Raw genomic sequence first — 19,479 nt, 5'->3', positions numbered from 1 at the left:
AAGTTCTGCGTCGCGTTCTGCGACCCGTCCGGCCACCAGTCCGCCTCGGCGTGCACGGCACCGTTGATCACCACCGAGTCCGGGCTCATCCCCAGGCCGGCGACCTGGGTGAAGAACCCGACGTTCGCGTTCACGTTGTACGTGCCCGGCTTGAACAGCAACGCGAACCGGGCGTTGCCGAACTGGTTCGTCACCTGCTGGTTGAACACCGTGTTCAACCGGTTCTGAATCGTCGCCTGCGACATCGACGGATCGAACACCGACACATTCGGACCGAGGTCCGGGTTGTTCGGGTTGTTCGGCGGGGTGCTCGTCGGCGGGTTCGTGGTGCCGCCGGGGAGCGTCCACTGCTGGTTGGCGCTCGCGAAGCAGTCCCACAGCTGGAGCTTGGTGCCGTCGGCGGAGCTGGGACCGGTCGCGTCCAGGCACTTGCCGAGCGAGCGCAGCGTGCCGTCGCCCTGCTTCGACCACTGCTGCGCGCCCGACCCGTTGCAGTCCCAGATCTGGATCTTCGTGCCGTTGGCGGTGCTGGCGGCGTTGACGTCGAGGCACTTGCCGAGGGCGCGGATCGTGCCGTCGTCGCCGACCGTCCACTGCTGGGCGCCGGTGCCGTTGCAGGTGTACAGCTGGACCTGGGTGCCGTTGGCGGAGCTGGCGGCGGCCACGTCGACGCACTTGCCGCCGTAGCCGGTGATCTGGCCGGTGGCGGCGGCCGCCGCGGCGGTCATGGCGACCACGGTGGTGCCGGTGACGGCGAGGACGGTCGCGCCGATGGCGAGACCGATCCTGCGTCTGGAGTTGGGGGTCACGGGGGTCCCTTCTGGGCGGGGACGCCAGCACAGGACCCGTGTCGGGGGTGGGTCCGGGGCGGGCGGGAGCCGTCCTCCGCCGCCGGTGGGTGACGTCGGAGGACCAGATCTGTGAAGTTGCCTTACAGATCCATCGGAGGCTATTCCCGCCCCGGTGACTTCGTCAATACGCGACCTGAATTAAGTGGTTGGCCTGGGGATTCACTTGCCGCCGATGATCTGGCCCGTGCCGCCAGCGGTGTCGTTCACGGCCTTCAGGTAGGCCTTCATGTCGGTGCTCTCCAGCCCGGTGCCGGCCACGACGACCGTGTTGCCGACGATCAGGGTCGGGTACAGCACCGCCTGGTCCTCCGCGTACGCCTTCGCCGCGTTGGCCGACTTGAACTCCACGAAGATGGACTGCTGCCCGCGCGACGGCAGGAAGTCACCCTTCTTCTTGTAGCAGTCGAACTGCTTGAAGTTGGCGACCGCGGACCGGTACTTCGCGTCCACGCCGGTCGAGTTGTCGTCCCACGACCCGACCGGGCACAGCGGGTCCTTCACGAACAGGTCACCGGTGAGCTTCGCGACCGTCTGGAACTGCAGCCCCTTCCCGGCGGCGGCGGACGCCTTCGCGCTGCCCGACGGCTTGGCGCTCTCCGCGGGGGCGGCGCTCCCGCTCGCGGCGGCGGGCGCGGCACTCGCGGCGGCGGCCGGCTCGGCCTTCTTGTCGTCGCCACCGCACGCGGCGGTCAGCAGCAGGGTGGCGCCGGCAACGGCGGACGCGATCAGCAGACGCTTCATTGGGATTCGTTTCCTTCATATGTGGTGGAGCCGGGGGTTTGTCCTTGCGACGCCATGAAGGTATTCGCCCCGCCCCGCCGTTGAATCCCGGATGTATGCCACCCGACAACGATCGTGGCCTACCTCACTGCCCGCCTTTGAACCGTCCTTCACGCCCGGTAGTGCGGGAACCAGGCGTCGCTGCGACTCACCGCGAGCCCCGGCTCCCACGGCCGCAGCTGCAGGCTCCCGCCGACCGCCAGCAGTTGCTGCGCGACCCGTCACGCGGGCTCCCGTCTTGCGCCACCGCCGCCGCCACTGAATCTGGATCGTCGATTACGTCTATGTACGGCTACGTTGCGGAGCATAGAAGTTACTCCAGGTCTGCCTGTCGGTCGGGACGTGATGGAATTGGCCCACTTGCGCACGCGCCGCCTCCGTGGCTGGACCCTGCTCGTGGCATCGGGGATCAGCGTTGCCGCTGCGGGTGTACTTGCCGCGCTGCAACTACCCCATCCGTTGGGCGCCGTAGTCGCGTCCTTCTCCGCGATTGGCGTCGGCGTCCTGGGCGCGCGAGGGCGCAGCCTGCTGGATCGACACTCGGAACAGCGCGACGCGCTGCCCGACCATCTCGTGATCACCGGCTCGTCAGGCCAGGCGCGTCGAGTCCGAGATCTTGACAATCCGATCGCGCTCCGGGTCCATCCGGCCGAGACGATCTGGCGGACGGTCGACGGACGCCGGGTTCGGGATCGCGTACCGCCGTACGTGAGCCGCGACGTGCAACTCCAGCTCGCCGACGCAATCCAGGACCGGGGATTCGTCCTGCTGATCGGTGAGTCGACGGCGGGCAAGACCCGTATGGCCTACGAAGCGGTTCGCGCCGCGATCCCCGATCATCTCTTCTTCGCTCCCGCAGGACGTGAGTCGCTTGCGGCCGTGCTGCCCACACTTCTCGAACAGCGCCGCAGTGTGCTGTGGTTGGACGACCTCGAACGGTTTCTGGGTGCCGGTGGATTGACCTCGGCGACCGTCGCCCGGCTCGTCAGTGACAGCGGCCGGGACCTGCTGATCATGGCAACGCTACGCAGCGCGGAATTCGACCATCTCAGCGCTCCTGCCCAGGCGGATGCGACCGATGGGACCCGAGATTCCTGGCGTGACGCTCGTGCGCTGCTGGCGCTGGCCAACGTCGTGGAACTGCAGCGCCGGTGGAGCGACGAGGAACTGAAGCGGGCGGGCGTGCGCCGGTCGGACCCAAGGATTCGTACTGCGTTGACCAGGACGGGAACCTTCGGCCTCGCCGAACTGCTCGCGGCGGGTCCGGAACTGGTCATGATCTGGCGGAACGGATGGAGTGCCGGTGCCCACCCACGGGGTGCCGCGCTCGTCGCGGCAGCCGTCGACTGTCGACGTGCGGGCGTCCATGAACCGCAACCCGTCGAGTTCCTCGCCGAACTCAGTGAACGCTATCTTGCCGCCAGGGGCGGGCCGTTGCTGCGCCCCGAGCCGCTCGAGTCGGCGATCCGGTGGGCCAGGACGGCGGTCCACGGCGCCAGCAGCCTCCTGCTACCGGCCTCACCGGAGGGGTACCTGCTGGCCTTCGACTATCTCATCGACGTTGGTGGCCTCGATCGGATACCACAGCACACCTGGGAGGCGTTGATAGCCCGGGCGACGCCGGAGCAGGCATACGAGATCGGCGGTATGGCACACCAGCGTTTCATGTTCGACATCGCGGTCCTCGCGTACCGGAAGGCAGCCGACAACGGGATCGCGGACGCGGACGTCGCGGCGGCGTTCCATGCCCGCATGCTGGTCGGCGGGAATCAGTCGATCGCCGTTCTCACCGGGATTCTCGACGATAGAGAACGAACCCTGGGACCCGATGCTCCAGCGACCTTGCGTGCCCGTCTGCGACTGGCGGAATGCCTTGCCGACTACCATGATCCGGCAGGTGCCGCCAGGATGTTCGAAACGTTCATCCCAGACCTGCTACGCGTCCTCGGCGGTGACCACGCGGATACGCTCACCGCTCGACGTCTGCACGGCTTCGTGCAAGGCAAGCTCGGCAACTCCGAAGTCGCGCTCCAGATGCTGCGGGATGTGCTGCGCGACCATGAGCGGGTGCTCGGCACGGATCACCACGACACCATCCTGACCAGGCACTACATCGCCTCCTTTCTCGCTGATGTGCACCTCGAACAGGCGATCGCCATGCTCGAGGAGATCCGGCTCGACTACGAGCGGCTGCTCGGCGTGGACAGCCCGCGCGTGCTGCAGGTGCGGACGCTCTTTGCGCGGTTCGTAGGTTATGCGGGCCAGATCGAACTGGCCGCGCAGCTTTCGTACGCGCTCGCGCAGGATCGGGCGCGCATCCTCGGCGAACGCCATCCGCACACCATCGCGAACTGGCTGGACGCGGCCGTGTGGGCGGCGAAGCACGGCGATCGAGCCGCTGCCGCAAACATGTTCACGAAGCTGATGGCGAACTGCGATCCGACCGATGTTGCCGATCCCGTCTTCCGGGAGATCTTCAACGCGCTGGCGTTCGAGCGTGATCACCAGGACGAGACACTCGACGGAAGACTCCGCAGAGATCGCGACTGGGCGTGTCGCACAGTGCTCGGGCCGGACCACCCACTGACCGTGCGCGCCAGGTCGGGAAGGTCTCAGTAGGGTCCGTGACAGCGGCACAAGCGGTCAGGGACCGGTGCGCGTCCGAAGGGTTTCACGGGACGAGGACGATCTTGCCGCGGGTACGGCCGGCTTCGGCGTCCCGGTGGACGGCGGCGAGGTCGGTGAGGGGGCGGGTGGCGGAGACGTCGAGCTGGACGGTGCCGGCGTCGATGAGGGCGACCAGGGCGGCGAGCTGCGTGGTGTCGTTGCGGGCGACGAAGTGCACCGCGGTCACCGGCGACCCGGGCGGCGCCTGCATGGGGACGGTAACCGACACCAGCACGCCGCCCGGGCGCAGCAGCGGCAGGAGCGTCGCCGGGGACGCGCCGGTGGCGACGAGGTTGAGGACGGCGTCGACAGGAGAAGTCGCGGCGAGCGGCGTCGTCGTGTAGTCGATGAGCTCGTCGGCGCCGAGGCGGCGGACCGTGGCGGCGCTGCGCGGGCCGGCGGTGGCGATGACGTGGGCGCCGGCGTGCTTGGCGAGCTGGACGGCGAATCCGCCGACGCCGCCGCCCGCGCCGTTGATCAGGACGCGGTGGCCGGGGGCGAGGCGCGCGTGGTCGAAGACCGCCTGCCAGGCGGTGAGGCCGGCGATCGGGACAGCGGCCGCGTGGGCGAGGGGGACCGTCGTGGGCGCGGCGACGAGCGTGGACGCAGCCGCGGTGACGTATTCGGCCGCGGTACCGCCGGTGTCGACCCGGCCGACGACCGCGTCACCGGCGGCGAAGGCGGACACCCCGGCGCCGATCGAGACGACCGTGCCGGCGACCTCACCGCCGAGGGTCCACGGCAGGTCGATCGTGAAGACCGAGCGGAGCAGACCGGCGCGCAGGCCGGTGTCCGACGGGTTGAACGAGGTCGCGGCGACCCGGATCAGGACCTCGCCCGGGCCGGGGGAGAGGCGCGGGACGTCGTCGGCACGGATCACCGAGGGGCCGCCGTGGCGGTGGATTCGCATGGCTCTCACCCGTCGACCGTATTGCGCCCCATGAGGACGAACCATGCTTGTGACGCCCGCATTCATACGTGATCGTCCCGCGCCGGTACGATCGGCGCCGTGGACGTGCTCAGCGACGTGATCGCGGTGATGCGGACGGGGCAGCCGCGCTCGGCGCTCGTCGGGTGGCGCGCGCCGTGGGCGCAGGCGTTCGCGGCCGTGCCGGGATCCGCGGGCTTCCAGGTGATCCTGAAGGGGCCGTGCTGGCTCGTCCGGCCCGGCGCGGCGCCTGTCGCGCTCGCCGTCGGTGACGTGGTGCTCCGGCCGCACGGTCGCGGCCACACCCTCGCGGACAGCCCGTCGACACCGCCGGCGCCGGCCTGCGACCCCGACGATCCCGGGGCGCTGCGCCGCGTCGCGTTCCAGGGGGACGCCCCGGACACGGTCACCCTCTGCGGCGGGTATCGCCTCGACGCCGCCCGCGCGCACCCGCTGCTGCACGACCTGCCCGAGCTCATCCACCTGCCCGCGCACCTGGGCCGGCACCCGGAGCTGCGGGCGACCGTCGACCTGCTGGCCGGCGAGCTGGAGCGGCCCCGGCTCGGCACGGACGCGATCGTCCCGGCGCTGCTCGACACGCTGCTGCTGCACATCCTGCGCGCCTGGATCCTGCAGCAGGAGCGGCCGGTGCACGGGACGACCGGCTGGGCGGCCGCGCTCAACGACCCGCCGGTCGCCGCCGCCCTGCAGGCCATGCACCGCGACCCGGCACGGCCGTGGACCGTCGGCGGCCTCGCCGCCGAGGCCGGGCTGTCCAGGACGCCGTTCGCCCGGCGCTTCACCGGGCTGCTCGGGCAGCCGCCGCTGACCTACCTGACGTGGTGGCGCATGACGATCGCGGCGCGGCTGCTGCGGGAGTCCGACGCACCGCTGAGCGCCGTCGCCGCCGAGGTCGGATACGCGTCGGAGTTCGCGTTCGCCGCCGCCTTCAAACGCCGGCACGGGACCGCGCCCGGCCGGTTCCGCCGGGGATCAGCGGCCGGCCAGCCGGAGGATCGCGTCGGCTGAGCGGTCGATGTCCGACTCGTCGGTGATGTGGTTGCTGACCGAGAAGCGCATCGCCGGCCGCCCCTGCCAGGTGGTGCCGCTGACCCAGCAGGTGCCGTCGGCGCGGACCCGGTCGATGATCGCCGGGGTGTCCGGGCCCAGCCCGACCAGGACCTGGTTGAGCACGACGTCGTTGAGCACGGCGTCGCCCATCCGGCCGGCGAAGCGCGAGGCCAGCGCGCACGTGCGGTCGATGAGCGCCTCGACACCGTCGCGGCCGAGGGCGCGCAGCGCCGCGTACACGGCGAAACCCCGCGCCCGGCGGGAGAACTCCGGATTGTGGTCCATGGCGTCGCGCTCGTCGCCGTGGGCGTGGACGAGATAGGCGGCGCGGACCCCCATGGCCGCCCGGTGCGCGTCGGGGTGCGCGCAGAAGACCAGGCCGGAGTCGTACGGGACGTTGAGCCACTTGTGCGCGTCCGTCGTCCACGAGTCGGCCCGCTCGACGCCGGCGACGAGGTGGCGGTGCCGGGCGCTGGCGGCGGCCCACAGCCCGAACGCGCCGTCGACGTGGACCCAGGCGCCGGCCGCGTGCGCGACGTCGCAGATCTCGCCGACCGGGTCGCAGGCGCCGGTGTTGACGTTGCCGAGCTGGGCGCAGACGATGACCGGCCCGTCCACCCCGGAGAGGGTCTCACGCAGCGAGGCCGGCCGCATCCGGCCCTGGTCGTCGACGTCCACCGGGGTGAGGGCCGCGGTGCCGATGCCGAGGAACCGCAGTGCCCGGTCGATCGTCGAGTGCCGGTCGGCGCCGGCGAGCACCGTGATGCGCGGCGCCCCGTGCAGGCCGCCGGCCTCGACGTCCCAGCCGACCCGGCGCAGCACCTCGTGCCGGGCGGCGGCGAGCGCCGTCACGTGGCTCATCTGCGCGCCCGTCACGAAGCCGACCGAGGTGTGCGCCGGCAGGCCGAACAGGTCACGGAGCCAGCCGCCGGCGACCTCCTCGACGACCGCCGCGGCGGGACCGGCGGCGTAGAGTCCCGCGTTCTGGTCCCAGGTGGCGGTGAGCCAGTCGGCGGCGAGCGCGGCCGGGGTCGCCCCGCCGATGACGAACCCGAAGAACCTGCCGCTCGGCGACGCGACGATCCCGTCCTCGGCGGCCGCGGCGAGCCGGGCGACGACCTCCCGCGCGTCGGTGCCCCCGGCCGGCAGCGGCCCGCCGAGCGCCGCCCGCAGCCGCTCGACGCTCGCGGTGCTGCCGACGGGCCGGTCGGGCAGGCCGGTCAGGAAGCGGGTCGCCTGCTCGTACGCCTCGGTGAGCGGGCCGTGCCAGTCGGGTTGCTCCATGCTTCCCATCCTGTCCGGGACTGCCCGAGGCGGGTCGGCAACTGTCGAGAATCCGAACAGCCTCGCTACTTGCCGTCCTCCAGGTCACCCTCGGTTTCCAGGTACACCTGGCGGAGGGCGTCGAGCGTCGACTGCTCGGGGTGCTCCCAGAGGTTGCGGTCGGCGGCCTCGAGGAGGCGTTCGGTGATGCCGTGCAGCGCCCACGGGTTGGACTCGTCGAGGAACTTGCGGTTCTCGGGGTCGAAGACGTAGGACTCGGCGAGCTTCTCGTACATCCAGTCGGCGACGACACCGGCGGTGGCGTCGAAGCCGAACAGGTAGTCGACGGTGGCGGCGAGCTCGAACGCGCCCTTGTAGCCGTGCCGGCGCATCGCGGCGAGCCAGCGCGGGTTGACGACGCGGGCGCGGAAGACGCGGGCGGTCTCCTCGCTGAGCGTGCGGGTGCGCACGGCGTCCGGGTTGGTGCTGTCGCCGACGTACGCGGCCGGAGCCCGGCCGGTCAGCGCCCGGACGGTCGCGATCATGCCGCCGTGATACTGGAAGTAGTCGTCGGAGTCGGCGATGTCGTGCTCGCGGGTGTCGGTGTTCTTCACCGCGACGCTGATCCGCTTGTACGCGCCCTCCATGTCGCCGCGGGCGGGCAGGCCGTCCAGGTCGCGGCCGTACGCGTAGCCGCCCCAGACGGCGTAGACCTCGGCGAGGTCGGCGTCGCCGCGCCAGTTGCGGCTGTCGATGAGCGGCAGGATGCCGGCCCCGTATGCGCCCGGCTTGGAGCCGAACACCCGCAGCGTGGCCCGGCGCTCGTCGCCATGAGCGGCGACGTCGGCGGCGACGTGGGCGCGCACGTAGTTGTCCTCGGGCGACTCGGCCAGCCCCGCCACGAGTTGCACCGCGTCGTCCAGCAGCGCCACGACGTGCGGGAACGCGTCACGGAAGAAGCCGCTGATCCGCATCGTGACGTCGATGCGCGGCCGGCCGAGCTCGGCGAGGTCGATGGGCGCGAGGCTGACCACCCGCCGGGACGCGTCGTCCCAGACCGGCCGGACGCCCAGCAGCGCCAGGGCTTCGGCGATGTCGTCGCCGGCGGTGCGCATCGCGCTGGTGCCCCACATCGACAGGCCGACGGAACGCGGCCAGTCGCCGTGGTCGGCCCGGTAGCGGGTGAGCAGCGAGTCGGCCATCGCCTGCCCGGTCTCCCACGCGAGGCGGCTCGGGATCGCCTTCGGGTCGACGGAGTAGAAGTTGCGGCCGGTCGGCAGCACGTTGATCAGGCCGCGCAGCGGCGACCCGCTCGGCCCGGCCGGCACATACCCGCCGTCCAGGGCGTGCAGGACCATCGTCAGCTCGTCGGTGGTGCGGGCCAGCCGGGGCACGATCTCCCGAGCGGCGAACTCCAGCACCCGTACCACATCCGGGGAATCGGAAATGTCGGAGATGTCGGTCGTGGGCCAGCCCCGGGACTCCATCTCCGCGACCAGGGCACGGGCCTGCGCCTCGGCTTCGTCAACCGTGACCCGCGCGGTGGAACCCTCCGCCAGCCCGAGCGCCTCACGCAGGCCGGGCAGCGCGACCGCGCCGCCCCACAGCTGCCGGGCCCGCAGCATCGCCAGGACCAGGTCGACGCGCGCCTCACCGGACGGCGCCACGCCCAGGACGTGCAGGCCGTCGCGGATCTGCACGTCCTTGATCTCGCACAGCCACCCGTCGATGTGCAGGATCAGCTCGTCGAACCCGTCGTCGCCGGGCCGGTCGGCCAGGCCGAGGTCGTGGTCGAGCCGGGCGGCCTGCAGCAACGTCCAGATCTGGCCGCGGATCGCGGGCAGCTTCGCCGGGTCGAGCGCGGCGATCGTCGAGTGCTCGTCGAGGAGCTGCTCGAGGCGGGCGATGTCACCGTAGGACTCGGCGCGCGCCATCGGCGGGATCAGGTGGTCGACCAGGGTGGCGTGCGCGCGGCGCTTCGCCTGGGTGCCCTCGCCCGGGTCGTTGACCAGGAACGGGTAGATCAGCGGCAGGTTGCCCAGGGCCGCGTCGGCGCCGCAGGACGCGGACATGCCGACGGTCTTGCCGGGCAGCCATTCGAGGTTGCCGTGCTTGCCGACGTGCACGACGGCGTGGGCGCCGAACTCGTCGGCGAGCCACCGGTAGGCGGCCAGGTAGTGGTGGCTCGGCGGCAGGTCGGGGTCGTGGTAGATCGCTACGGGGTTCTCCCCGAAGCCGCGCGGCGGCTGCACCATGACCACGACGTTGCCCTCGCGCAGCGCGGCGAGGACGATCTCGCCGGCGGGGTCGCGGGACGTGTCGACGAACAGCTCACCGGGCGCCGGGCCCCAGTGCCGCTCCATCTCCTCGCGCAGGTCGTCCGGCAGGGTCCGGAACCAGGTCCGGTACCGCTCGGCGGAGATGCGGACGGGGTTGCCGCGCAGCTGCTCCTCGGTGAGCCAGTCGACGTCCTGCCCACCGGCGGCGATGAGCGTGTGCATCAGCGCGTCGCCGTCCTTCGGGAACCCGTCCGCGCCCACATACCCCTGGGCGTGCATGGCGTCGAGGAGCCGCACCACGCTCGCGGGCGTGTCGAGGCCGACGGCGTTGCCGATGCGGGCGTGCTTCGTCGGATACGCGCTGAGCATCAGCACGATCCTGCGGTCGGCGGGGGCGAGGTGGCGCAGCCGGGCGTGCCCGACCGCGATCCCGGCGACCCGCCCGGCCCGCTCCCGGTCGGCGACGTAGACGGTGAGCCCGTCGGCGTCGATCTCCTTGAACGAGAACGGCACCGTGATGATCCGGCCGTCGAACTCGGGGATCGCGACCTGCGTGGCCGTGTCCAGCGGCGACAGCCCGTCGTCGTTGGCGTCCCAGGTGTCGCGGGAGCTGGTCAGGCACAGGCCCTGCAGGATCGGCACGTCGAGCGCGGCGAGGGCGCCGACGTCCCACGCCTCCTCCTCGCCGCCGGCCTGCGCGTCCGCGGGGCGGGTGCCGCCCGCGGCGAGGACGGTGACGACCAGCGCGTCGGCCTGCCGCAGCGTGTCGAGCAGCTCCGCCGGGGCGGACCGCAGCGAGGAGGCGAACACGGGCAGCGGCCGCCCGCCGGCGTCCTGCACCGCCTCGCACAGCGTCTCCACGAACGCGGTGTTGCCGGCGAGGTGGTGCGCCCGGTAGTAGATGATCCCGACCGTCGGCCCCTCGGCCGTGCTCTCCCTCGGCAGGAGACCCCAGGTGGGCGTGGTCGCCGGCGGGGCGAAGCCGTGACCGGTGAGCAGGACGGTGTCGGACAGGAAGTGGTGCAGCTCGGCCAGGTTGGCCGGGCCGCCCTCGGTGAAGTAGGCGTGCGCCTCGGCCGCGACGCCGGCGGGCACGGTGGAGTGCCGCATCAGCTCCGCGTCGGGCAGCGCCTCGCCGCCGAGCAGGACCACCGGCGCCGGCAGCCGCAGCAGCGTGTCGAAGCCCTCCTGCCAGTCCCGGTAGCCGCCCAGGAACCGCACGACGACCAGGTCCGCGCCCTCGGCGAGGGCGGGCAGGTCCTCCACCGCGGTGCGGGACGGGTTGGCCAGCCGGAAGTCCGCGCCGCTCGCACGGGCGCTGAGCAGGTCGGTGTCGGACGTCGACAACAGCAGGATCACGCCGGGGTCCTCCCTCGGGGTCCGCGCCCCAAGTCGGTCGGGAAAGGTCCGGCGGCGGAGAGTCTCCTGGCTCCCGGATCGGCGCTCGTCCCCGCGCCTTCCCAGGCTCGCGCCCAGTGGCCTCCGTCGGAAACTCGCTCCCCGGTCACAGTGGCGGGACCGCGCCGGACTCTCACCGGCTTCCTCCACACGTCGCCGTTACAGCACCGCCAACTCTGCCGGTCGGCGCAGACTTGAGTCAAGCGAAGCGCTGCGCAGTAGTATCCGGCGCGTGCAGGCTGCCAGCGGACGCGACGCCCCGGACCGGTGCCCCGGCGCCGTGCAGGTCCACCCGGCGGCCGACGGTGGCCTCGCCCGCGTCCGGCTGCCCGGCGGGCGGCTGCCCGTCGAGGGCCTGGCCGTGCTCCGGGCCGCCGCCGCCGACCTCGGCGACCCCGCGCTGGAGCTCACCTCCCGGGGGAACGTGCAGGTCAGGGCGCTGCGGCCGGGCGCGGAGCTGGAGCTCGCCGCGCGGCTGTCGCAGGCGGGGCTCCTGCCGTCGGACACCCACGAGCGGGTGCGCAACATCATCGCCAGCCCGCTCAGCGGCCGCGACGGCGCCGGGCTCGTGGACGTGCGGCCGGTGGTGGCCGCGTTCGACGCCGGCCTGTGCGCCGACCCGTCCCTCGCCGCGCTGCCGGGCCGCTTCCTGGCGACGCTCGACGACGGCCGCGGCGACGTGTCCCCGCTCGGCGGCGACGTCGGCCTCCACGGCGACCGCCTCCTGCTCGCCGGCACCCCCACCACGGCCGCGGCCCGGACCCGCGGTGGCCCGGCCGGCCAGGCCGCGGCCCGGACCTGGGACGATCCCGCCGGGCTGCTGCTCGCGGCGGCCCGGGCGTTCCTGGCGGAGCGCGCCGCGCAGGGCGGCACCGCGTGGCGCCTGGCGGAGCTGACCGACGGCCCGGCCCGGGTCGCGGCCCGGCTGGACGCCACCGTCGAGCCGGGCGCCGGTCGCCACGACGGCGGCGCCGGGCCGGTCGTCGGCCGGACACCGCAGGCCGGTGGACAGGTCGCGCTGACGGTGGTCGTACCACTCGGGCTGCTGACGCAGGAGCAGTCGGCGGCACTCGTCGCGGCCTCGCCGGGAGAGATCATCGTCACGCCGTGGCGGACCGTCGTGGTGCCCGACGTGCCGGTCGATGAAGCTGGAGCGGTCGAGACCCTGCTGACGGCGGCCGGGCTGGTCACCGACCCCGCCTCGCCATGGGTCGGGGTCACCGCGTGCGCCGGCCGCCCGGGCTGCGCCAAGGCCCTCGCCGACGTGCGGGCCGACGCCCGGGCCGCCGTCGCGGGTGGCCTCGACCACGCGCTGCCGGTGCACTGGATCGGCTGCGAACGGCGCTGCGGCGCACCGAAGGGAAGGCACGTGGAGATGCTCGCGACCGCCGACGGCTACCAGGTCGTGTCGTGACCGGCCCGGAGCGCAGCGGAGTGGCTGGTCACCATGGGTGCAGTCTCGGGGCGCGGCGGCGCCGGAGCGCAGCGGAGGTGACGTCGTGACCGCTTACGACTACGTGAAGGACGGTGCGGAGATCTACCGGCGGTCGTTCGCGACGATCCGCGCCGAGGCCGACCTGTCCGGGCTGCCCGCCGACGTCGCCCAGGTCACCGTCCGCATGATCCACGCGTGCGGGATGGTCGACCTGGCCGCCGACGTGGGGCACGGCGGCGACGTGGTGCGGCTCGCGCGCGCCGCCCTCCGCGACGGTGCCCCCGTCCTCTGCGACGCCGAGATGGTCGCCTCCGGCGTCACCCGCGCCCGGCTGCCCCGCGACAACGAGGTCCTGTGCACGCTGCGCGACCCGCGCGTCCCCGCCCTCGCCGAGCGGCTGGGCACCACCCGCAGCGCCGCCGCGCTCGACCTGTGGGGCGACCGCCTCGGCGGCGCCGTCGTCGCCGTCGGCAACGCGCCCACGGCCCTGTTCCGGCTCCTCGAGATGATCGCGGCCGGCGCGCCCCGGCCCGCGGCGGTGCTGGGCATCCCCGTCGGGTTCATCGGCGCGGCCGAGTCGAAGGTGGCGCTCGCCGCCACCGACCTGCCGCACCTGGTCGTGCACGGCCGCCGGGGCGGCAGCGCGATGACGGCCGCCGCCGTCAACGCCATCGCGGACGAGAAGGAATGACCACAGTGGACAGTGCAGCGGTGACGGGTCGGCTGTACGGCGTCGGGCTCGGCCCCGGCGACCCCGAGCTCGTGACGGTCAAGGCGGCCCGGATCGTCGCCGCCGCGCCCGTCGTCGCGTTCCACAGTGCCCGCCACGGGCGCAGCATCGCGAGGTCGATCGCCGAGCCGTACCTGCGCGAGGGGCAGATCGAGGAGGCCCTCGTCTACCCGGTGACCACCGAGGAGGTCCGCGACTACCGGGCCCTCATCGAGGAGCACTACGACGCGTGGGCGGCCCGGCTCGCCGCGCACCTGGACGCCGGCCGGGACGTCGTCGTGCTGTGCGAGGGCGACCCGTTCTTCTACGGCTCGTACATGCACATGCACAAGCGGCTCGCGCACGCGTATCCCACCGAGGTCGTGCCCGGGGTCACGTCCGTGTCGGGCGCGTCGGCGGTCCTCGGCCGGCCCCTGGTGGAGCGCGACGAGGTCCTCACCGTGCTGCCCGGGACGCTGCCCGCGGACGTCCTCGCCGAGCGGCTCGCCGCCACCGACTCCGCCGCGGTCATGAAGCTCGGCCGCACGTTCGGTGCCGTACGGGACGCGCTGGAGCGCGCGGGGCGCCTCGACGACGCCTGGTACGTCGAGCGCGCCACGACGGCGAAGGAACGTGTCGCCCCGCTGTCCACTGTGGACCCGGCAGACGTGCCGTACTTCTCGCTCGCGCTGCTGCCCAGCCGGGTGCACGCCGACACCGCGTCGGCGCTGCGGGCCGGGCCGCCCGCCGTCGCCGCCGGTGAGGTCGTCGTCGTCGGGCTCGGCCCCGCCGGGCGGGACTGGCTCACCCCCGAGGCGCTCGCCGCGGTCGAGGCGGCCGAGGACCTCGTCGGCTACGCCCCGTACCTGGCAAGGATTCCGGCCAACCCGCGGCAGCGCCGGCACGCCTCGGACAACAAGGTGGAGTCGGAGCGGGCCGAGTTCGCCCTGTCCCTCGCGAAGGACGGCCGCCGCGTCGCCGTCGTGTCGTCCGGCGACCCGGGCGTGTTCGCGATGGCGGCCGCGGTACTGGAGGTCGCCGCCGAACCCCGCTGGAAGGACGTACCGGTCCGCGTGCTGCCCGGGCTGACCGCGGCGCAGGCGGTCGCCAGCCGGGCGGGCGCGCCGCTGGGCCACGACTTCTGTGTGCTGTCGCTGTCGGACCGGCTCAAACCGTGGGACGTGATCGCGGCCCGCCTCGAGGCCGCGGCCGGCGCCGACCTCGTCATCGCCGTCTACAACCCCGGGTCGAAGAGCCGCACCTGGCAGGTCGAGGCGGCCCGCGACCTGCTGCTGCGGCACCGCTCCCCGGACACCCCCGTGGTGCTGGGCCGCGACGTCGGCGGGCCGGGGGAGCGGGTCAGGGTGGTGCGCCTCGCCGACCTGGACCCGGCCGAGGTGGACATGCGGACGCTGCTCATCTTCGGCTCGTCGCAGACCCGGCTGGTCGACCGCGGCGACGGCGCCCCCGTGGTGTTCACCCCACGTCGCTACCCGCCTTCGTGAGGTAGAGCTCGAGGATCGGCGGCAGCGGCGCGACGCCGGGACCGCCGGCCTCGACCCAGGCGGTCAGGTCGCCGATGGCGGCGTCGTCGAGCAGGTAGCCGAGCCACACCGGCCGCGCCCCGGCCCGCCGCGCCGCGGGGGTCGGGTGCACGACCACGATGTTGGACCGCTCGCACGCGTCGAGGCAGCCGCTGACCCGCACCCCTGCCGTGCCGAGCGTCTCCCTGAGCCGGGCCACCTGCCCGGCATGGTCGACGTCCGGGTGCTTGCGTGGCGACCCGCAGCAGCAGTCCCGGCACACGGTCACAAGGGGTCTCTCCACGGGTCGAGCCTAGATCAGGCCCGGGCCAGGATCTCGCCGTGCAGGATGGACAGCCAGCCGTCGGGTGAGGCCGCCCAGGCCCGCCAGCCGCCGGACAGCCGCTCCAGGTCCTCCTGCGGCACGCCGCTCGCGAGGGCCTGGGCCGCCATCGCCGAGGCGCGGACCCGGTCCGCCCACATGCCGCCCCACCAGGCCCGGTCCCCGTCGTCGGCGAAGCACCAGGTGCTGGAGGTCGCCGTCACGTCGGTGAAGCCGGCCGCGCGGGCCCAGGACAGCATCCGCCGTCCCGCGTCGGGCTCGCCGCCGTTGGCCCGGGCCATCCGCTGGTACAGCGCCAGCCACTCGTCCAGCTCCGGCAGCTGGGGGAACCAGGTGAACGCCGCGTAGTCGCTGTCGCGGGCCGCCACATAGCCACCCGGCTTGCAGACCCGGCGCATCTCGCGCAGTGCCTGCACGGGGTCGGCGACGTGCTGCAGCACCTGGTGGGCGTGCACGACGTCGAAGCTGTCGTCGGGGAAGTCGAGCGCGTGGACGTCGCCGACGACGTACGAGACGCCCTGCACGCCGGCCTTGGTGACCTCCAGGGCCTCGGCCGTCGCCTCCAGGGCGGTGACCTCGCCGGGAGCGACGGCGGCGGCCAGGTCGGCGGTGATCGTGCCGGGGCCCGCGCCGACGTCCAGCAGGGTCATGCCCGGACGCAGCACCGGCAGCAGGTAGGCGGCGGAGTTCTCGGCGGTGCGCCAGCGGTGGGAGCGCAGGACCGACTCGTGATGTCCGTGGGTGTAGACGTTGTTGGCCATGTCCCGGACTCTAGTATTTGCGTCTCTAATATTGGGAGAGACTTCCCGAATAATGGAACCCGTACGATCCTCGTGTGAGAACGTCGCTGCTGGTGCTGGCCTACTTCGCGTTCATCAGCCTCGGCCTGCCCGACGGGCTGCTCGGCGTCGGCTGGCCGTTCATGGCCGGCACCTTCGAGGTGTCGACCGAGTCGGTCGGCTACCTGCTCGTCGCCGCGACCACCGGCTATCTCACCTCCAGCGTCGCCGCCGGGTTCCTGCTCGGCCGGATCGGCGTCGGCTGGCTCCTCGCCGGCAGCACCGCCGCCGCCAGCCTCGCCCTCGCCGGCTACGCGCTCGCCCCCAGCTTCTGGTTCGTCGTGCCGTGCGCGCTGCTCGGCGGGTTCGGCGGCGGCGCGATCGACGCCGGGCTCAACGCCTACGCCGCCGCGAACTTCAACGCCCGCCACATGAACTGGCTGCACGCCTGCTTCGGGCTCGGGGTCGCGACCGGTCCGCTCATCATGACCTCGGTGATCAGCGCCGGATCGCCGTGGCGGCTCGGCTACGCGTTCGTCGCCTCCGCCCAGCTGTGCCTCGCCCTGGCGTTCGTGCTCAACGCCCGCAGCTGGGGGCGGGCGCCGGTGCCCGTACACGAGACGCCGCAACGAGGCAGGGACACCCTCAAGCTGCCCGTCGTGTGGCTGCAGGTGGTCGCGTTCGGGGTCTACGTCGCCGTCGAGGCCGGCGCCGGACTCTGGGCGTTCCTGCTGCTCACCGAGGGCCGAGGGGTCAGCGACGCGGTCGCCGGCGTGTGCGTCTCCGGCTACTGGGCCATGCTCTTCCTCGGCCGCGTCGTCCAGGGCGCCGTCGCCGACCGGCTCGGCGTGCACCGCGTCATCGCCGCCTGCATGATCGGCATGGCCGCCGGGGCGTTCCTGGTCGCGCTGCCCGGCCCCGGCTGGCTCGCCGTCGCGGGTCTCGCCGTCATCGGCTTCGCCGCCGCGCCCGTCTTCCCGCTGCTCACACTCACCACCGCCGACCGCGTCGGGGCCGCGCACGCCGACCGGGCGATCGGCCTGCAGATCGCCGGCGCCGGCCTCGGCGGCGCACTCGTCCCCACCGCGATCGGCGTCCTGCTCGCCCGCGCGGGCGTCAACACCCTCGGGTCCGCGCTGCTCGCCCTCGCCCTGCTGCTGCTCGTCCTGTACTGGGTGAGCCAGCGCATCGCGCGTGACCACATCGGTCCGGTCCCGGGCTCGTCGGTGCCTGTTCCGGACGTCCCGGCGGGCCCAGGATCCTCCGTATGAGAAGCGCGTTGCTCGTCATCGACATCCAGGAGTCCTTCCGCCAGCGCCCCAGCTGGGCCGCCGTCTCCAACCCCGACATCGTCGCGACGGTCAACCCGTTGATCGACTTCGCCCGCGCCCGCGGTGACCTGATCGTGTGGATCCTGCACCACGAGGTCGACAACGTCTTCGACCCGCGCAACGGCCACGTCCGCCCCATCGACGGGCTGTCACCCCTGCCGGACGAGCCGGTCATCACCAAGACGTCCGCCAACAGCTTCACCACGACCGGCCTGCAGCAGCTGCTCACCACCGAGGGCATCCGCCACCTGATCGTCACCGGCATCCAGACCGAACTGTGCTGCGAGACGACCACCCGCGTGGCCGGCGACCTCGGCTACGACGTCACGTTCGTCACCGAGGCCACCGCCACGTTCCCGATCCCGCACCGCGACGAGCGGCACCTGCCGTACGACGAGATCCTCGCCAGCCCGCGCACCCTCTCCACCGACGACGTCATCGCCCGCACCGAGTACGCGCTCGCCGGCCGCTTCGCGACGATCGCGACGGTGAAGGAGCTCATCGGCTGATGAGAGTCGTCTTCCTGTTGGTTCCGCAGTTGCACCTGCTCGACCTGGCCGGCCCCGCGCAGGTCTTCTCCACGGCCCGCGACCTCGGCCTGGACTACGCACTGCACTACGCGGCCGAGCAGGACGACGTCCCCTCCGCCCAGGGGCTCCCGGTCCGCCGGACCACCGGCCTGCTGCCCCTGGACCCGTCCGACCTCATCGTGGTGCCCGGCTGGCGCAGCCACGGCTACCCCATGAACGGCCGGCTCAGCGGCGCCGCCCGCGAGTGGCTCGCCGGCCACCACGCCGCGGGCGGCACCTGCGCCAGCGTCTGCTCCGGCGCCGACGCGCTCGGCCAGGCCGGACTCCTCGACGGCCGCAGGTGCACCACCCACCATCTGCTGCAGGACCGGCTGGCTTCGCGGTACCGGCGGGCGAAGGTCCTCAAGGACGTCCTCTTCGTCATCGACGACCGCGTCGTCACCTCGGCGGGCATCGCCAGCGGCATCGACCTGGCCCTGCACCTCGTCGCCACCCGGCACGGCCCCGGCACCGCCGCCCAGATCGCCCGCGAGATGGTCGTCTACGCCCGCCGCAACGGCGACGACCCGCAGGACAGCGCCATGCTCCGGCACCGGGCCCACCTGTCCGACGTCGTCCACCGCGTCCAGGACGTCATCGACGCCCGCTTCACCGACCGCCTGCCCCTGCGCGACCTGGCCGTGGCCGCCGGCGTCAGCTCCCGCACCCTGACCCGCCTCTTCGGCACCGCCACCGGCCTGACCCCCTTGCGCTACCAGCAGCTCCTGCGCCTGGAACGCGCCGAACACCTCATCGGCCACGGCGCCACCGTCGAATCCGCCGCCCGCGCCGCCGGCTTCGAGGACCCCCGCATGCTCCGCCGCCTCCGCTCCCGCGCCTGAGAGTCGTTCTCTTGTGCGTCCCCGGAGGGTTGCGGGTGGGCGTCAGCGCGCGGGAGGCCACCGATGCTCCTCCTTGTCCGCCCCGAATTTGGGCCCAGCGCTGCCCATCTCGGCGTCTGACGTTCGTGGAGGTGCCTGCCGGCGCGCCGTTGGCCGGCAGGCACCTCCGTCGTCGTCGAAGCTGTCTATGCGTTCGTCTTGACGTCTCCAACGTTCGGCTGACGCCGCGTCGACAGCAGCCTTGTGGTCGTGGTGTCTCAGCCGTGGTTGGCGATCTGGCCGGTGAAGGCGCCGTTTGACCATTGGACCGGGGTCGCGAAGGACGTGCCGGTGGAGATCTGGACCCAGGTGCTGGTTTCGTTCTGTGCGATGAGGTCGGCTGTGCCGTCGCCGTTGACGTCGCTGTTGTGGTTGGCGATCTGGCCGGTGAAGGTGCTGCTTGACCATTGGACCGGGGTCGCGAAGGACGTGCCGGTGGAGATCTGGACCCAGGTGCTGGTTCCGTTCTGCGCGATGAGGTCGGCTGTGCCGTCGCCGTTGACGTCGCTGTTGTGGTTGGCGATCTGGCCGGCGAAGGCGCTGCTTGACCATTGGACCGGGGTCGCGAAGGACGTGCCGGTGGAGATCTGGACCCAGGTGTCGGTTCCGTTCTGCGCGATGAGGTCGGCCTTGCCGTCGCCGTTGACGTCGCCGATGTGGTTGGCGATCTGG

16 protein-coding genes and 1 riboswitch are annotated in these 19,479 nt (G+C 72.8%); of the genes, 8 read left to right on the top strand and 8 right to left on the bottom strand.

Annotated features, from left to right (window positions below; translation table 11 throughout):
* Both ACZ6TV_RS34955 and ACZ6TV_RS34950 read right to left on the bottom strand, forming a co-directional pair.
* A partial coding sequence (locus ACZ6TV_RS34955) for a ricin-type beta-trefoil lectin domain protein (protein WP_465302041.1) occupies positions 1-809 on the bottom strand: 809 nt, incomplete at its 3' end.
* Between the two features lie 201 nt (positions 810-1,010).
* Positions 1,011-1,592, bottom strand: a complete 582-nt coding sequence (locus tag ACZ6TV_RS34950; protein ID WP_465302039.1) for a hypothetical protein — start codon at positions 1,590-1,592, stop codon at positions 1,011-1,013.
* A 384-nt stretch (positions 1,593-1,976) separates the two neighbouring features.
* On the opposite strand from ACZ6TV_RS34950, the gene ACZ6TV_RS34945 reads away from it, so the two are divergent.
* Positions 1,977-4,250, top strand: coding sequence for a tetratricopeptide repeat protein (locus tag ACZ6TV_RS34945; protein ID WP_465302061.1), 2,274 nt, complete (start codon positions 1,977-1,979; stop codon positions 4,248-4,250).
* Between the two features lie 52 nt (positions 4,251-4,302).
* Here the strand turns inward: ACZ6TV_RS34945 and ACZ6TV_RS34940 are convergent, their stop codons facing one another.
* Positions 4,303-5,208 carry an NADP-dependent oxidoreductase gene (locus tag ACZ6TV_RS34940; RefSeq protein WP_465302059.1) on the bottom strand — a complete coding sequence of 302 codons (906 nt, stop codon included), beginning with the start codon at positions 5,206-5,208 and terminating at the stop codon, positions 4,303-4,305.
* 99 nt (positions 5,209-5,307) lie between these two features.
* On the opposite strand from ACZ6TV_RS34940, the gene ACZ6TV_RS34935 reads away from it, so the two are divergent.
* Positions 5,308-6,255 (top strand): AraC family transcriptional regulator, encoded by a 948-nt coding sequence (locus tag ACZ6TV_RS34935; RefSeq protein ID WP_465302037.1) that lies wholly within the window; start codon positions 5,308-5,310, stop codon positions 6,253-6,255.
* Here ACZ6TV_RS34935 and ACZ6TV_RS34930 read toward each other — a convergent pair.
* Together ACZ6TV_RS34930 and cobN are read right to left on the bottom strand one after the other, a co-directional pair.
* Positions 6,220-7,581: a pyridoxal phosphate-dependent decarboxylase family protein gene (locus ACZ6TV_RS34930; protein ID WP_465302035.1), complete on the bottom strand. Its 1,362-nt coding sequence runs from the start codon at positions 7,579-7,581 to the stop codon at positions 6,220-6,222. The genes ACZ6TV_RS34935 and ACZ6TV_RS34930 overlap by 36 nt on opposite strands.
* Positions 7,582-7,646: 65 nt before the next feature.
* Positions 7,647-11,198: a cobaltochelatase subunit CobN gene (gene cobN / locus ACZ6TV_RS34925; protein WP_465302033.1), complete on the bottom strand. Its 3,552-nt coding sequence runs from the start codon at positions 11,196-11,198 to the stop codon at positions 7,647-7,649.
* 39 nt (positions 11,199-11,237) lie between these two features.
* Positions 11,238-11,433, bottom strand: a riboswitch (cobalamin riboswitch).
* Between the two features lie 36 nt (positions 11,434-11,469).
* Between cobN and ACZ6TV_RS34920 the strand changes: the two genes are divergently transcribed.
* The 3 genes from ACZ6TV_RS34920 (at position 11,470) to ACZ6TV_RS34910 (ending at position 14,886) form a co-directional block, all read left to right on the top strand.
* Complete coding sequence (locus tag ACZ6TV_RS34920; RefSeq protein WP_465302031.1) at positions 11,470-12,651, top strand: precorrin-3B synthase; 1,182 nt, start codon at positions 11,470-11,472, stop codon at positions 12,649-12,651.
* Between the two features lie 85 nt (positions 12,652-12,736).
* Complete coding sequence (locus tag ACZ6TV_RS34915) at positions 12,737-13,363, top strand: precorrin-8X methylmutase (protein ID WP_465302029.1); 627 nt, start codon at positions 12,737-12,739, stop codon at positions 13,361-13,363.
* A gap of 20 nt (positions 13,364-13,383) precedes the next feature.
* On the top strand, positions 13,384-14,886 hold the full coding sequence (locus ACZ6TV_RS34910; protein WP_465302027.1) for a precorrin-2 C(20)-methyltransferase: 1,503 nt from the start codon (positions 13,384-13,386) through the stop codon (positions 14,884-14,886).
* On the opposite strand, the gene ACZ6TV_RS34905 is transcribed toward ACZ6TV_RS34910, so the two are convergent.
* Together ACZ6TV_RS34905 and ACZ6TV_RS34900 are read right to left on the bottom strand one after the other, a co-directional pair.
* The gene (locus ACZ6TV_RS34905) at positions 14,858-15,193 is read right to left on the bottom strand and encodes a hypothetical protein (RefSeq protein ID WP_465302057.1); all 336 of its coding nucleotides are present in this window, start codon (positions 15,191-15,193) and stop codon (positions 14,858-14,860) included. The two genes, ACZ6TV_RS34910 and ACZ6TV_RS34905, sit on opposite strands and share 29 nt — an antisense overlap.
* Positions 15,194-15,222: 29 nt before the next feature.
* Positions 15,223-16,008 (bottom strand): class I SAM-dependent methyltransferase, encoded by a 786-nt coding sequence (locus ACZ6TV_RS34900; protein ID WP_465302025.1) that lies wholly within the window; start codon positions 16,006-16,008, stop codon positions 15,223-15,225.
* A 74-nt stretch (positions 16,009-16,082) separates the two neighbouring features.
* Between ACZ6TV_RS34900 and ACZ6TV_RS34895 the strand changes: the two genes are divergently transcribed.
* From ACZ6TV_RS34895 to ACZ6TV_RS34885, 3 genes are read left to right on the top strand one after another with little or no spacing between them, the layout of a single operon-like run.
* Positions 16,083-17,297, top strand: coding sequence for an MFS transporter (locus tag ACZ6TV_RS34895; RefSeq protein ID WP_465302023.1), 1,215 nt, complete (start codon positions 16,083-16,085; stop codon positions 17,295-17,297).
* Complete coding sequence (locus ACZ6TV_RS34890) at positions 17,294-17,866, top strand: isochorismatase family protein (protein ID WP_465302021.1); 573 nt, start codon at positions 17,294-17,296, stop codon at positions 17,864-17,866. The genes ACZ6TV_RS34895 and ACZ6TV_RS34890 overlap by 4 nt, the downstream gene beginning before the upstream one ends.
* The gene (locus ACZ6TV_RS34885) at positions 17,866-18,768 is read left to right on the top strand and encodes a GlxA family transcriptional regulator (RefSeq protein WP_465302019.1); all 903 of its coding nucleotides are present in this window, start codon (positions 17,866-17,868) and stop codon (positions 18,766-18,768) included. Before ACZ6TV_RS34890 ends, ACZ6TV_RS34885 begins: the two co-directional genes overlap by 1 nt.
* Positions 18,769-19,025: 257 nt before the next feature.
* Here ACZ6TV_RS34885 and ACZ6TV_RS34880 read toward each other — a convergent pair.
* Positions 19,026-19,479: FG-GAP repeat domain-containing protein (locus tag ACZ6TV_RS34880; protein ID WP_465302017.1), on the bottom strand; the 454-nt coding region annotated here is incomplete at its 5' end.

Source organism: Dactylosporangium sp. NPDC051087 (assembly GCF_055586325.1).
This window is presented reverse-complemented; position numbering and strand designations above follow the sequence as displayed.